General features: G+C 71.5%; 12 protein-coding genes. 1 reads left to right on the top strand and 11 read right to left on the bottom strand.

Annotated elements, in window-relative coordinates:
- Positions 1–11: 11 nt before the first annotated feature.
- The 10 genes from IE107_RS01830 to IE107_RS01785 form a co-directional block, all read right to left on the bottom strand.
- Positions 12–1,241, bottom strand: coding sequence for a sensor histidine kinase (locus tag IE107_RS01830; protein ID WP_189540229.1), 1,230 nt, complete (start codon positions 1,239–1,241; stop codon positions 12–14).
- Positions 1,238–2,719 carry a sodium/solute symporter gene (locus IE107_RS01825; RefSeq protein WP_189540227.1) on the bottom strand — a complete coding sequence of 494 codons (1,482 nt, stop codon included), beginning with the start codon at positions 2,717–2,719 and terminating at the stop codon, positions 1,238–1,240. The genes IE107_RS01830 and IE107_RS01825 overlap by 4 nt, the downstream gene beginning before the upstream one ends.
- Complete coding sequence (locus IE107_RS01820; protein WP_189540225.1) at positions 2,716–3,078, bottom strand: hypothetical protein; 363 nt, start codon at positions 3,076–3,078, stop codon at positions 2,716–2,718. The genes IE107_RS01825 and IE107_RS01820 overlap by 4 nt, the downstream gene beginning before the upstream one ends.
- 62 nt (positions 3,079–3,140) lie before the next feature.
- On the bottom strand, positions 3,141–3,893 hold the full coding sequence (locus IE107_RS01815) for a LytR/AlgR family response regulator transcription factor (protein WP_189540223.1): 753 nt from the start codon (positions 3,891–3,893) through the stop codon (positions 3,141–3,143).
- Between the two features lie 76 nt (positions 3,894–3,969).
- Positions 3,970–4,830, bottom strand: coding sequence for an Fpg/Nei family DNA glycosylase (locus IE107_RS01810; RefSeq protein WP_189540220.1), 861 nt, complete (start codon positions 4,828–4,830; stop codon positions 3,970–3,972).
- 33 nt (positions 4,831–4,863) lie between these two features.
- Positions 4,864–5,721: an amidohydrolase family protein gene (locus IE107_RS01805; RefSeq protein ID WP_189540218.1), complete on the bottom strand. Its 858-nt coding sequence runs from the start codon at positions 5,719–5,721 to the stop codon at positions 4,864–4,866.
- Between the two features lies 1 nt (position 5,722).
- On the bottom strand, positions 5,723–6,034 hold the full coding sequence (locus IE107_RS01800) for an L-rhamnose mutarotase (protein ID WP_189540216.1): 312 nt from the start codon (positions 6,032–6,034) through the stop codon (positions 5,723–5,725).
- 1 nt (position 6,035) lies between these two features.
- A complete protein-coding gene (locus IE107_RS01795) occupies positions 6,036–7,028 on the bottom strand; it encodes an aldo/keto reductase (RefSeq protein WP_189540214.1) in 993 nt (330 codons plus the stop codon).
- A 145-nt stretch (positions 7,029–7,173) separates the two neighbouring features.
- Positions 7,174–8,562, bottom strand: a complete 1,389-nt coding sequence (locus tag IE107_RS01790; RefSeq protein WP_189540212.1) for a wax ester/triacylglycerol synthase family O-acyltransferase — start codon at positions 8,560–8,562, stop codon at positions 7,174–7,176.
- A gap of 120 nt (positions 8,563–8,682) precedes the next feature.
- Positions 8,683–10,749, bottom strand: coding sequence for a SpoIIE family protein phosphatase (locus IE107_RS01785; RefSeq protein ID WP_189540210.1), 2,067 nt, complete (start codon positions 10,747–10,749; stop codon positions 8,683–8,685).
- Positions 10,750–10,995: 246 nt separating this feature from the next.
- On the opposite strand from IE107_RS01785, the gene IE107_RS01780 reads away from it, so the two are divergent.
- The gene (locus IE107_RS01780; RefSeq protein ID WP_189540209.1) at positions 10,996–12,363 is read left to right on the top strand and encodes an FAD-dependent oxidoreductase; all 1,368 of its coding nucleotides are present in this window, start codon (positions 10,996–10,998) and stop codon (positions 12,361–12,363) included.
- A gap of 94 nt (positions 12,364–12,457) precedes the next feature.
- Here the strand turns inward: IE107_RS01780 and IE107_RS01775 are convergent, their stop codons facing one another.
- Entirely contained in the window at positions 12,458–13,510 is a 1,053-nt protein-coding gene (locus IE107_RS01775; protein WP_189540207.1) for a chitinase, read from the bottom strand.
- Between the last annotated feature and the right edge of the window lie 301 nt (positions 13,511–13,811).

The following is a 13,811-nucleotide window of genomic DNA, read 5'->3' as shown; positions in this document are numbered from 1 at the left end:
CGGCCCGCCGGTCAGGAACCGTGCACCCCGGCACGGTACTTCGGCAGCCGCACCGTGATCTTCATCCCGGCGCCGATGCCCGTCTCGATGACGAGTCCGTAGTCGTCCCCGTACACCTGGCGCAGCCGTTCGTCGACGTTGAGCAGTCCGATCCCGGTGGAGTGGCCGCCCTCGCCGCGCAGGATGTGGCGCAGGCGTTCCGGATCCATTCCCGTGCCGTTGTCCTCGATGACGACCTCGGCCTCGGAGCCGGCGTCGAAGGCGCTGATGGTGATGCGGGTCGGGGTCTCCCCCGCCGGTACCGCGCCGGGGTCCCGGGGCGCGGGCACGGTTCCTTCGAGGCCGTGCTTGACGGCGTTCTCCACCAGTGGCTGGAGGCAGAGGAACGGCAGGGCGACGGGCAGGACCTCGGGGGCGATCTGGAGGGTGACGGCGAGCCGTTCGCCGAACCGGGCCCGTACGAGTGCCAGGTACTGGTCGATGGAGTGGAGTTCGTCGGCGAGGGTGGTGAAGTCGCCGTGGCTGCGGAACGAGTAGCGGGTGAAGTCGGCGAATTCCAGGAGGAGTTCGCGGGCTCGTTCCGGGTCGGTCCGGACGAACGAGGCGATGGCGGCCAGCGAGTTGAAGATGAAGTGCGGGGAGATCTGGGCCCGCAGCACTCTGATCTCGGCCTCGATGAGCTGGGTGCGGGAGCGGTCGAGTTCGGCGAGTTCCAGCTGTACGCAGACCCAGCGGGCCACCTCTCCGGCGGCTCTCGCCAGCACCGCGGATTCACGCGGCGCGTAGGCGATCAGGGTGCCCAGCACCCGGTTGTCGACGGTGAGCGGCACGGCGACGGCCCAGCGCAGCGGGCAGTCAAGGTCGTCGCAGTCGCTGTGGAAGGCGGTGTCCCGGCCGCTGGCGAGAAGGCCTTGTACCTGGTCCATGACGTGACGGCCGTGGTGCTCGCCCTCGCCGTCCCAGACGAGCACCCGCTCGCGGTCGGTGAGGCAGAGCGCGTCGGTGCCGAGCAGTGAACGCAGCCTGCGGGCGGATCTGCGGGCGCTCTCCTCGGTGAGCCCGGCGCGCAGCGGGGGCGCGGCGAGCGAGGCGGTGTGCAGCGTCTCGAAGGTGGCGTGCTCGACGGGGGTTCCGATGTCGCTGGTGCGGAGGGGGCGGGCGGTGCGGCGGCCGAGCAGGACCCCCGCGCCGAGCAGCAGGAGGGCGAGCAGGACCAGTACGGCGTATCCGGCTCCGGTCATCGGTGCCTCCCCGATGTCAGCGCTTCGGGGAGGTGGAAGCGGGTCATGGCGGCATTGGTGCCGGAGGGTATTCGGCCGGGCGTGGCGAGGGACACCAGGACCATCGCTAGGAAGCCGACCGGCACCGACCAGACGGCGGGCCAGGCGAGCAGGGCGTGCGGCCAGCCCGGCGGGCGTACCGCGCCGCTGACGGTGATGGCGACGGACAGGAACGCGGAGCCGCCGCCGAGCAGCAGGCCGGCGATGGCGCCGGGCGGGGTGAGCCGCCGCCACCAGATGCCGAGGACCAGCAGCGGACAGAAGGAGGAAGCGGAGACGGCGAACGCCATGCCCACGGAGTCGGCGACCGGCACCCGGCTGACCATCAGCGAACAGGCCAGCGGTACGCACATGGCGAGCAGGGTGGCCAGCCGGAAGTGCCGTACCCCGCGCGAGGGGAGCACGTCCTGGGTGATGACTCCGGCGACGGCCATGGTGAGCCCGGACGCGGTCGACAGGAACGCGGCGAAGGCGCCGCCCGCGATGAGCGCGCCGAGCAGGTCCCCGCCGAGCCCGTCGAGGAGCCGGCCGGGCAGCAGCAGCACGGCGGCGTCCCCGTCCCCGCCGTGGATCAGCTCGGGGGCGTACAGCCGGCCCAGCGCTCCGTAGACCGGGGGCAGCAGGTAGAACACGCCGATGAGGGCGAGGACGGCGACCGTCGTGCGGCGGGCGTCGCGGCCGTTGGGGCTGGTGTAGAAGCGGACGACGACGTGCGGCAGGCCCATGGTGCCGAGGAAGGTCGCGACGATCAGTCCGTAGGTGGCGTACAGCGGATGGTCGGCGCGGAAGACGGAGAGCTGCTCGTCGAAGGTGACCCGTGGGCGTCCGTCGTCGTGCCAGGCGAGCGCCAGGAAGATCGCGGGGACCAGGAGTGCGGTCAGCTTCAGCCAGTACTGGAAGACCTGGACGAAGGTGATGGACCGCATGCCGCCCGCGGCGACGGCCAGGACGACGACGGACGCGACGAGCACGTCGCCGAGCCAGCCGGGTGCCCCGGTGAGGATCTTGAGCGTCAGCCCCGCGCCCTGGAGCTGCGGTACGAGATAGAGCCAGCCCGCCGCGACCACGAAGACGCTGACCAGCCTGCGCACCTGCCGCGACTCCAGCCGGCCCTCGGCGAAGTCGGGCAGGGTGTATGCGCCCGAGCGCCGCAGTGGTGCGGCGACGAAGACCAGCAGCACCAGATACCCCGCGGTGTAGCCGACCGGGTACCAGAGCATGTCCGGGCCGTGGACCAGCACGAGGCCCGCGATGCCGAGGAAGGAGGCGGCGGAGAGGTATTCGCCGCTGATGGCCGCGGCGTTGAGCCGGGGCCGCACGGTGCGCGAGGCGACGTAGAAGTCGGAGGTGGTGCGGGAGATGCGCAGTCCGAAACCGCCGACGAGGACGGTCGCGAGGACGACGGCGGCGACCGCCGCCACCGCGTACGTACGGCTCACGGCGCGGGGCGGCCTTCCACGAGCCGGGCGAAGTCGCGTTCGTTGCGTTCGGCCCGTCGCACGTACCACCAGGCGATCAGGGTGAGGGGCGGGTAGGCGGCGAATCCGAGGACGGCCCAGACCAGCGCGGCGCTGTGCAGGGCCTCGAAGACCAGCGGGAGCGTCCCGGCGACCACGGCGAGGACGGTGAACGCGGTGAGCCCGGCCCGCAGTTGGCTGCGCATCAGCGACCGGACGTACGCGCCGCCGAGTGCGGTCTGTTCGTCGATCTCCGACTGGGTGCGGTAGCGCGGCAGCGGGCGCACCCGCCGGGGCTCCCCCGTCACCACTTCGCGCCGGGGCGCTGGCTCTGCGGACATGGGCCCGGAGTGTACGCAGCACCGGACCGCCGTGGGAAGGGCCGGCCCCCGCAAGGCCCTGGTCAGCGGCCGGTCCGGCGCATCAGGAGATCACGCAGCGCCCGGGTGTGGCGGCGGCTCACCGCGAGCTCCGCGGTGCCGATGCGGACGCTCATGCTGCCCGCGTCGAGGCGGAGCTCGTCGATCCGTCCCAGGGCGACGAGGTGGCGCCGGTGGATGCGTACGAAGCCGCGGGGGCGCCAGCGCTCCTCCAGGGTGGTGAGGGGGACGCGGACGAGGTGGCTGCCGGTGGCCGTGTGCAGCCGGGCGTAGTCGCCCTGGGCCTCGGCGTAGGCGATGTCGTCGATCGGGATGAACCTGATGACTCCGCCGAGCTCCACCGGGATCTGGTCGCCCGCGGTGTCGAGCACGGGCGCGGAGCGGTCGCCGACCTGTTCGGCGACCCGGCGCACCGCCTCGGCCAGGCGCTCGCGGCGTACGGGTTTGAGGACGTAGTCGACGGCCTTGAGGTCGAAGGCCTGGACGGCGAAGCCCTCGTGCGCGGTGACGAAGACGATGAGGGGAGGCGCGGCGAAGCCTGCCAGCAGCTGGGCCACGTCGAGGCCGGTGAGGCCCGCCATGTGGATGTCCAGGAACACCACGTCGATGGCGGCCGGGTCGTCCGGTCCCGCCTCGACGGCGCTGCCGATGCGGCGCAGCGCCTCGGTGGCCCCGGTGGCCCCCTCGGCGCTGCGGATGCGGGGATCGGCCCGCAGGAGGTAGAGGAGTTCCTCCAGGGCGGGTTCTTCGTCGTCGACGGCGAGTACGCGCAGCATGGGCCGGAGTGTAGGGCGCGCACGGGGGTGCTTCACCGCTTCTGCGTGCACCGGCCCGCCCGCGCACGGCGGCGGGTCATTTCAGCAGCCTGGAGAGACGGCGGTCGGCGAGCGGCTTGCCGCCGGTCTGGCAGGTCGGGCAGTACTGGAGCGAGGAGTCGCTGAACGACACCTCGCGGATGGTGTCCCCGCAGACGGGGCAGGGCTCGCCGGTGCGTCCGTGGACCCGCATCCCGCTCTTCTTCTCGGCCTTGAGCTTTCCGGCCGCCAGTCCGCTGGAGCGTGCGACCGCGTCGTGGAGCGTGGTGCGCAGCGCCGTGTGGAGCCGGGTGATCCGGTCGTCGGTGAGGTCCGTGGTGAGCAGGTACGGCGACATCTTCGCGGCGTGCAGGATCTCGTCGCTGTAGGCGTTGCCGATGCCGGCGATCAGGGACTGGTCGCGCAGCGCGCCCTTGATCCGGCGGCGTTCCCCGACAAGCAGTGCGGCGAAGGCGTCGCGGTCGAAGGATTCGTCGAGAGGGTCGGGGCCCAGCCGGGCGATGCCGGGCACCTCGGCCGGGTCGTGCACCAGGTACACGGCGAGGCGTTTGGTGGTGCCCGCCTCGGTGAGGTCGAAGCCGTCGCCGCCGGTGAGCACGGTGCGCAGCGCCAGGGGCCCCTTGCCCGGGCGTGGCGGCGCGGTGGGGAAGGATTCGTTCCAGCGCAGCCAGCCGGCCCGGGCGAGATGGGTGATCAGGTGCAGCTGTCCGGCCGCGATGTCAAGGAACTTGCCGTGCCGGGCGACGGCGGTGACCGCGGCGCCGTGCAGGGCGGCCGGCGGTGGGTCGTACGTCTTGAGGACGCTGACGTTGAGCGGCAGGACGCGGTCGATCTCCTTGCCGACCAGGTGGTCGTCGAGGAAGACCCGCAGGGCTTCGACTTCCGGCAGTTCGGGCATGGTTCCAGACTGCCGGAAGCGTCGGTCCGGTGCCTATCGGAGACCGTAGACGCGCTCGGCCGTGGTGGCGAGAATGCGGGCGCGTTCGTCTTTGCCGAGGGCGTCGGTCAAGGTGCGGGCCGTGTCGACGACCTCCTCGTACGTCGCCGCCAGCCGGCACACGGGCCAGTCCGAGCCGAACATCAGCCGGTCGGGGCCGAAGGCGTCGAGGACGGTGTCGGCGTACGGGCGCAGGTCGCTCACGGTCCAGGAGCGCGGATCGGCCTCGGTGACCAGTCCGGAGAGCTTGCAGACGGTGTTGGGGCGGGCTGCCAGCGCCCTGACGTCGTCGGCCCAGGGGCGCAGTTCACCAGCGGCGACGGGTGGCTTGCCCGCGTGGTCGAGCACGAAGGTCAGCTCGGGCAGCAGTGCCGCGGCCTGGACGGTGGCGGGCAGCTGACGCGCCTGGACGACGAGGTCGTAGACGAGCCCGGCGTCGGCGACGGCGCGCAGTCCGCGCAGGACGTCGGGGCGCAGCAGCCAGGCGGGGTCGGGTTCGCCCTGGACCTGGTGGCGGATGCCGACGAGCCGGTCGCCGCCGGGGAGTTCGCGCAGCGCGGCCAGCGTGTCGGCGACGTCCGGGGCCGTGAGGTCGCACCAGCCGACGACGCCCGCGACGAGGCCGCTGTCATGGGCGAGGGCCAGGAACTCGGGGGTCTCCTCCGCGACGGTGACGGTCTGGACCAGGACGGTGGCGCGCACCCCAGCGGCGCGCGCCTCGGGCTCCAGGTCGGCCAGGGTGAAGTCGCGTCTGAGCGGGGCGAGTTCTTCGCCGGTGATCCAGTCCTGGTCGCGTACCGACAGGTCCCACACATGGTGGTGGGCGTCGACGATCCGTTCCTGACCGGTCATGTCACAGCTCCCAGGCGACCTGGAGACCTGCTCCGGCGCCGTCGGCCGAGTAGTCGTGGGCCACGTCGAGCAGTTCGTCCATCCTGGCCTGCCAGGCGACGTTGACGGGGAGCTGCTCCAGCTCGGCGAGGAGTGCGGCGTAGTCCTCGCAGTCGATGACGTGGAAGAGGTCGGTGCCGCTGCGCCAGATCGTCCAGGAGGTGGCGCCCGCCGCACGGATCGCGGCGGTGAGCTCCGCCGGGACCTCGCGGTGCGCGGCCTCGTACTCCTCGATGCGGTCGGCGCGGACCTTGGTGTGCAGGGCGATTCTCATGTCAGTGTCCGTTCTCGGTCAGCAGGCCCTCGGCGCGCAGCTCCGCCCAGAGCTCGTCCGGGATGTCGCGGCGGAGCAGGGCGGCGGCGTCGCGCACCTCGTCCGGGGAGCGGGTGCCCACGAGCACCCCGGCGACGGCCGGGTGGGCGAGCGGGTAGTGGAGTGCGGCGGCCCGCAGCGGGACGCCGTGCCCCTCCGTGACGGACTTGATGCGCAGGGCCCGGTCCAGGAGGGAGAGGGGTGCTGCCGTGTAGTCGTACGTGGCTCCGGGGCGCGGGTCGGCGAGCAGCCCGGAGTTGAAGACTCCTCCGACGACCACGCTGCGGCCGCGGGCGGCCGCCTCGGGCAGCAGTTCGGTCAGCGCGGACTGGTCGAGCAGGGTGTAGCGCCCGGCGCAGAGCACCACGTCGACATCGGTGTCGCGCAGGAACCGGGTCAGCATCGCGGTCTGGTTCATCCCGGCGCCGATGGCCCCCACCACGCCCTGGGCGCGCAGCTTCTCCAACGCCGGGTAGGCCTCGTGGAACGCGGCGTGCGCATGGTCGTCCGGGTCGTGCAGATAGACGATGTCGACGCGGTCCAGGCCCAGCCGCTCCAGGCTGTCCTCGATGCTGCGGCGTACGCCGTCGGCGCTGAAGTCCCAGCGCCGGCGGTGGGTGGCGGGTACGGCGAAGCCCTCGGAGAGGCCGCCGGGACCGTCCCCGGATCCGGCGGCGCCGACGGGCAGCGGGTCGAGCACCCGGCCCACCTTGGTGGACAGCACGTACGAGTCGCGGGGGCGGGAGCGCAGGGCCTCGCCGAGCCGCCGTTCGGAGATGCCGAGTCCGTAGTGCGGCGCGGTGTCGAAGTAGCGGACGCCCTCGTCCCAGGCGGCGTCGACGGCGGCGGCCGCCCGCGCCGGTTCGACGGCGGTGAAGAGATTGCCGATGGCGGCCGCTCCGAAGGACAGCTCGGTGACCTCGACCGTGCTGCTTCCCAGCCTGTTGCGCCGCATGCTTCCGCCGCCCTCCCCGGTGATCGCTTCCTGCACACAGCGAATATTCATCGGATCACTTGGACGCGTCAACACCTCGGTCGCCCCGACTGCGACACTTTCCCGGAAATCTGTCCGACCTATAACCGATCGGGGCGCCGCTCGCTCAACGGGCCGACACCAGCGCGAGCAGCTCCGCCACCTCTTCGTCGGCGCAGCGCGCCAGCCGGTCCAGATCGGGCAGCGCCTTGCCGTCGGCCACCAGCCCGACCCGCACCCGGCCGCCGTACGTGGACAGCGCGACGGCGAGGGACTGGCCGCGGGCCAGCGGGGCCATCGGGTAGACCGCCCGCAGCGGGCAGCCGCCGAGCGAGAGTGCCGAGCGCGGCAGGGGCACGCTGGTGACCAGGACGTCGAAGAGCATCCTGGCCGCGTTCCCGGCCAGCGGGGCACCGAAGCGATGGGCCAGCGAGGGCAGTTGGTCGGCGAGCACGGCGACCGCCCCGGCGCCGCGGAGGGGCCCCGCGGCCTTGTTGCGGTCCATGGCGACGCGGACGGCGTCGAGCCGCTTCCACGGATCGGGTTCGCCGACGGGGAGCCCGAGCAGATAGGCGGAGAGCTTGTTCCCGGTTGCCGCCGCCTGGCCCGGTCTGCGGCGGGAGACCGGCACCAGGGCGCGCGGGTCCTCGTCGGGCAGCTCCTCGCCGCGCTCCCGCATCCAGCGGCGCAGTGCTCCGGCGACGACGGCGAGCAGGACGTCGTTGGTGGTGCCGCCCGCCGCACGGCGGATCCGCTGGACGGCTTCGAGATCCAGATCCGCGGTGGCCAGCCGCCGGGTGCCGCTGGAGCTCGCGGTGAGCGCGGGCGCCCCGCGCAGGTCGAGGCGGCTGGCCCGCACCATGGAGGCTCCGACACCGAACGCCCGCCCGAGATCCTCGATCCGGCCGAGCGCGAGGCCGGCCACCTGGCGCGGGCCCGGCATCCACGAGCGGGGTGGCACGGGCCGCGCGCGGCGGACGGACACCCCGCCGCGGGCACGGCCGGCGGCGGCGATCTCGTCGAAGATCCCGGCACCGATGGCAACCGCGCGCATCCCGTCGGCCAACGCGTGGTGGAGTTTGACGAGCACCGCGAAGGGACCGCCGCCGACGCCGCCGATCACGTACATCTGCCAGGGCGGCAGCCCCCGTTCGAGGGGCCGCTCCATCAGTTCACCGGCGAGCCGGGTGGCGCCCGCCATGAACCCGCCGCCCTCGTCCCGCGACTGCGCCCCGGTCAGCCGCACCCGCCGGATGTGCCGGTCGACGTCGAAGTCCTTGTCCACGAACCAGGCAGCGCCACCGACCGGCAGCAGTACGTCCCTGACCCGCATCCGCAGCCGGGGAATGGCAGCGGCACGGGTGCCCAGCAGTTCGAGCACGGTCTCCGCGTCGGCGCCGTGCGCCGGGTCGGGGGCCGGGGAGAAGACGGCGAGCGCGCCGAGATGCATCGGGTGGGCATCGGATTCGAGGTGCCAGAAGGCCAGATCGAGCGGTGCCAGCAGATCGGTTCCCAACGGATCCTCATGTCATCGAAGACAAAGACTGACGGAGTCGCAGTCAATCGCTCCCGGTCGGTTACGGTCAAGTACAGACATGTTACGTTCTGTTACTTTCAGTGGGTGAGCACGTTTCTGTCACTCGTGTGCCGGGATGACGAATTCGCACCACACGCTCTTGCCGCCGCCCCGGGGTTCCACGCCCCACAGATCCGCCAGCCGGTCCACCAGCATCAGCCCCCGCCCGGACACCCCGGCCTCACCCGCGTCCCGGCGCCTGGGCAGCGCACTGGAGCGGTCCTCGACGTCGACCCGCAGCCGCCGCTCGGGACCGGTGAGCACCCGGATCGTGACGATGGCCCCGCCGTCGGTGTGCATGAGCGCGTTGGTGATCAGCTCGTCGGCGGCCAGCTCGACCTCGTCGGCCCGCGCCTTGGCACCCCAGGCCCGTACCGCCGCCCTGATCATGTGGCGCGCGGAGCTCAGCGCCTCCGGGTCGCTCTGTGCGACATGCTGCTGGAGTCGGCCTCCGGGCTGGGGCGCGTGAGCGGCCTTGCGGCGCAGCAGCAGGACCGCGACGTCGTCCTGGCCGCCGCGCTCGTCGACCTCCTGGCAGAGCCGGTCGGCCAGCCGCTGGAGGTCCTGCGGGCCGCCTCGCACCATGGCCGTCAGCAGCTGCATGCCCTCGTCGAGGTCGGCGCCCGGCACCTCCACGAGACCGTCGGTGAACAGCACCAGGGTCTGGCCGGGGTCCAGCTCGACGGTGCTGACCGGGTATTCGAGCCGCCCGAACTCGGCCGAGAGCCCGAGCGGCAGCCCGCCCTCCACGGGCAGCCTGCGGCAGTTGCCGTCCCTCTCGCGCACCAGCGGATCGACATGACCGGCCCGGACCAGCTGTACCACACCGGTCGTCAGGTCGACCTCGGCGTAGGTGCAGGTCGCGAAGCGCTCCGTGTCCAGCTCGTGCAGGAAGACGGAGGCCCGTGCCATCACCGTGGCGGGGCTGTGCCCCTCGGCCGCGTAGGCCCGCAGCACGATGCGCAGCTGCCCCATGACGGCCGCGGCATGGGTGTCGTGGCCCTGCACGTCCCCGATGACGGCCCCGACCCTGCCGCCGGGCAGCGGAATGACGTCGTACCAGTCGCCCCCGATGTCCCGGCCCAGCCGTGCCGAGCGGTACCTGACGGCGATCTGCGCCCCCGGTACGTCCGGGATCCTGCGCGGCAGCATGGCCTGCTGGAGGCCCTCGGCGAGGTCGTGCTCCTGCTCGTACAGCATGGCCCGCTGCAGGCTCTGCGCGATGGAGCTGCCGAGTGCGACCAGCAGATTGCGTTCGTCGCCGGTGAAGCCATCCTTGTCGCTGTAGAGCAGGCCCAGCGCGCCGATGGGCCTGGCCTGGGCGATCAGCGGCAGATAGGCGGCCGAGGTGATGCCGAGGTGGCTGATGTGGGGCCACAGGATCGGGTACGAGGTGGCGAAGTCCGTGGCGGACTCGATGAAGCGGGGCGAGAGTGTCCGGACGACCTCACTCATCGGGTACTGCTCGTCCGTCCGGGTGTACCGGGTGCCGGGCACGAACGAGTCCTCCGGGCCGTCGGCCACCAGATGGATGCGTCCGGCCTCTATGAGCCCCATCACCAGGCTGGTCGCCCCGAGGTGTGCCAGACCCTGGGAGTTCTTCAGCACCTCGATGACGTCGCCGACGGTGCGGGCGTGGGCCAGCGCGGCCGTGGTGCCGTCCACCAGACTGGTGCGGCGTCGCCGCTCCTGGTCCAGCTCGTGGCGGGCGGTGGAGTCTGCGAGCTCCTGCGTCGCATCACGGACGATGCCGATGATGCGGTGCGGGCGGCCGGTCCCGTCCCGCCGGATGAAGCCCTGGGTATGGGTCCAGCGCAGGCCGCCGTCGCGCTTCCTGATCCTGAAGTACGCCCCGTAATTGCCCTGTCCGCTCTTGAGCGCCTGCGCCACCATGGCGTCGAGGCGCACCCCCTCGTCCGTGGGCACCCGTCGCGCGAGCGACTCCGGCCGGTCGTCGTACTCGTCCGGCCGCAGGTCGAACACGTCGAGCGCGGGGCGGTCCATATGCATGAGGCCGCTGTCCAGGTCCCAGTCGAAGCTGCCCATTCGGTTCAGGGCGAGACTGAGATCCGGGTGGGCGGGCCAGTCGTCCGGGAGTGACAGGGCACCCGCTACCCGATCATCCATGTGGGCCACTCTGCCATTATTTGTCCGATTCTTCGAGCGAATCCCGCACGCTCGGGCGAATCACCCCTCGCACCACCCGGCCTGTTCCGGGGACCGGACGGCGGGACCGGACGTCTCGCAGGGCGAACCGCCCCAAGGTCTCGGACAGGCAACGGATACCGTGTCCCGGGGGTCACGGTAAGCCCAGCCTTACCTTTACCCTGAGCTGCACTGCCCGCATCAGCCCGTTCTAAGGACCAGCACCTGATGACCCGCCCCGTCCGCGTCGCCATAGTCGGAGCCGGCCCCGCCGGCATCTACGCAGCGGACGCGCTGCTGAAATCCGAGGCCGCCCAGGACCCGGGTGTTTCGATCGACCTGTTCGAGCGGATGCCCGCCCCCTTCGGCCTGATCCGTTACGGAGTGGCCCCTGACCACCCGCGGATCAAGGGCATCGTCCAGGCTCTCCACCAGGTTCTCGACAAGCCCCAGCTGCGGCTGTTCGGCAACGTCGACTATCCCAACGACATCGACCTGGACGACCTGCGGTCCTTCTACGACGCCGTGATCTTCTCCACCGGCGCCGACGCGGACCGCGCACTCGACATCCCGGGCAGCGACCTGGACGGCTCCCACGGCGCCGCGGAGTTCGTGTCCTGGTACGACGGCCACCCCGACGTGGCGCGCACCTGGCCGCTGGAGGCGGAGAAGGTCGCCGTGCTCGGCGTGGGCAATGTGGCCCTGGACGTGGCGCGCATCCTCGCCAAAACGGCGGACGAGCTGCTGCCGACCGAGATCCCCGCCAACGTCTACGAGGGCCTCAAGGCCAACAAGGCCCTCGAGGTGCACGTCTTCGGGCGCCGCGGTCCCGCGCAGGCCAAGTTCAGCCCGATGGAGCTGCGCGAGCTGGACCACTCGCCGAACATCGAGGTCATCGTCAACCCCGAGGACATCGAGTACGACGCGGGTTCGATCGAGACCCGGCGCGGCAACAAGCAGGCCAACATGGTCGCCTCCACGCTGGAGAACTGGGCCATCCGTGACGTCGGCGACCGGCCGCACAAGCTGTTCCTGCACTTCTTCGAGTCCCCGTCGCAGATCCTGGGCGAGGACGGCCGGGTCGTCGGCCTGCGCACCGAGCGGACCGAGCTGGACGGCACCGGCAACGTCAAGGGCACCGGGAACTTCACCGACTGGGATGTGCAGAGCGTCTACCGCGCGGTCGGCTACTACTCGCAGGAGCTCCCGAAGCTCCCGTTCGACGTGGCCTCCGGAACGGTCCCGCACGCGGCGGGACGGGTCGTCGAGGGCGGGGAGCACATGCCCTCGGTGTACGTCACGGGCTGGATCAAGCGCGGCCCGATCGGCCTGATCGGCCACACCAAGGGCGACGCCAACGAGACCGTGGCCTGCCTGCTGGAGGACCGGGCCGCGGGCCGCCTGCCCGCCCCGGTGCAGCCCGAGCCGGAGGCCGTCACCGCCTTCCTGGAGGAGCGCGGCGTCCGGTACACCACCCGCGAGGGCTGGCACCGCCTGGACGCGCACGAGAAGGCCCTGGGCGCGGAGCAGGGGCGCGAGCGGATCAAGGTCGTGGAGCGCGAGGCCATGCTGGACGCCTCCGAGCCGCGTTCCTGAACGTACGGCCCACCGGCCGGCCGCGATCGCGACGGCCGCAACGGCGGCTCCGTCCACCTCGGCGGAGCCGCCCGGTCCGCGATGCCCCCGGGCTTCAGCGGCCCAGGAGCGCCTTGACGTTGTCGCCGAAGGTCCACCCCTTCGAGCCGTCCCAGTTGAGCGACCAGGTCATCAGGCCCTTGAGCGCGTTGCCGTAGTGGTTCCAGGCCTGCGACACCTGACCCGGCGACATATGACCTCCGCCCGCGCCAGGCTGGGCCGGCAGACCCGGGACCTGCTTGTCGTACGGGACCTTGATCGTGGTGCCCTGGACGACGAGCCCCTTGTCCAGGCAGTCGGTCTGGGCGGTGAACCCCTCGACCGTGCCCGCGGAGTACGAGTCGCCGGCACACCCGTACATGCTGCCGTTGTAGTACTGCATGTTCAGCCACCACAGACGGCCGTTGTCCGCGTACTTCTTCACGATGGGCAGGTACGCGCCCCAGATCGAGCCGTAGGTGATGCTCCCGCCGGTGACATAGGCGGTCTCCGGCGCCATCGTCAGCCCGAAGTTCGAGGGCATCCGCGCGAGTACGCCGTCGATGATGCGGATCAGGTTGGCCTGCGAGGCCGACAGCCGGCTGATGTTGCCGCTGCCGGTCAGACCGGTCTCGATGTCGATGTCGATGCCGTCGAAGTTGTACTTCTTCAGGATCGGCACCACGGTCTCGACGAACCGGTCGGCGACCGCGCCGGAGCTCAGGTCGATGCCTGCGGCCGCGCCCCCGATGGACATCAAGGTGGTGAGTCCCGACTCCTTCGCCCGGCACATCTCGGCCGGGGTCGGGACCTTCACGGTGGAGTCCATCCCGTCCTCCCACAGGACGGTGCCGTCCGAGAGGATGACGGGGAAGGCCGCGTTGATCACGTTGTAGCCGTGCTGGGTGATGCGGTTGTCGGTGACCGGGATCCAGCCGAGCGGCGGGTGCACACCGTTCGACGCGCCGTCCCAGTTCTCCCAGTACCCCTGGAGCACCTTTCCGGTGGGCTTCGACTTGACCGCGCACGTCTCGTCCTGGGCGGCGCTCGGCGTCGCGCCCACCAGCAGCTGTACGACACATGCCGCCGCGAGGCCGACCCCCAGCAGGCGCGATGTCCGACCGAACATGCTCGTCTTCCTTCCTGTCGCGGCCGGGCGCCAGGGCGGTACCGATGCCCGAGGCAGCCCGGCGCAGGGCGAGTTGGCATGGATGGCATGCGCATGACAATCCAGTCCCTCATCTCACAGCTCGCCACACGCTAGGGAGACCCGGACCGTCCGTCAATAGGTCTGGACCAAAGAAGCCACCCGGGCGCAGCGGTCGACCCCGGCGCAACGCCGGGCCGACCACGCCCACCAGGGGCCAGTTGTCGCCACGCAAAGACTTAGCTTAGGCTTGCCTAACTCCTTGCGATCTGCATCGGGGCCG

Source organism: Streptomyces gelaticus, assembly GCF_014649535.1.
GTDB lineage: Bacteria > Actinomycetota > Actinomycetes > Streptomycetales > Streptomycetaceae > Streptomyces > Streptomyces gelaticus.
This window is presented reverse-complemented; position numbering and strand designations above follow the sequence as displayed.

Bases quoted from the DNA above. Each gene is read 5' to 3' on its own strand.
- IE107_RS01830 (WP_189540229.1), bottom strand. From the start codon at position 1,241: ATGACCGGAGCCGGATACGCCGTACTGGTCCTGCTCGCCCTCCTGCTG.
- IE107_RS01820 (WP_189540225.1), bottom strand. From the start codon at position 3,078: ATGTCCGCAGAGCCAGCGCCCCGGCGCGAAGTGGTGACGGGGGAGCCC.
- IE107_RS01815 (WP_189540223.1), bottom strand. From the start codon at position 3,893: ATGCTGCGCGTACTCGCCGTCGACGACGAAGAACCCGCCCTGGAGGAA.
- IE107_RS01810 (WP_189540220.1), bottom strand. From the start codon at position 4,830: ATGCCCGAACTGCCGGAAGTCGAAGCCCTGCGGGTCTTCCTCGACGAC.
- IE107_RS01805 (WP_189540218.1), bottom strand. From the start codon at position 5,721: ATGACCGGTCAGGAACGGATCGTCGACGCCCACCACCATGTGTGGGAC.
- IE107_RS01800 (WP_189540216.1), bottom strand. From the start codon at position 6,034: ATGAGAATCGCCCTGCACACCAAGGTCCGCGCCGACCGCATCGAGGAG.
- IE107_RS01795 (WP_189540214.1), bottom strand. From the start codon at position 7,028: ATGCGGCGCAACAGGCTGGGAAGCAGCACGGTCGAGGTCACCGAGCTG.
- IE107_RS01785 (WP_189540210.1), bottom strand. From the start codon at position 10,749: ATGGATGATCGGGTAGCGGGTGCCCTGTCACTCCCGGACGACTGGCCC.
- IE107_RS01780 (WP_189540209.1), top strand. From the start codon at position 10,996: ATGACCCGCCCCGTCCGCGTCGCCATAGTCGGAGCCGGCCCCGCCGGC.
- IE107_RS01775 (WP_189540207.1), bottom strand. From the start codon at position 13,510: ATGTTCGGTCGGACATCGCGCCTGCTGGGGGTCGGCCTCGCGGCGGCA.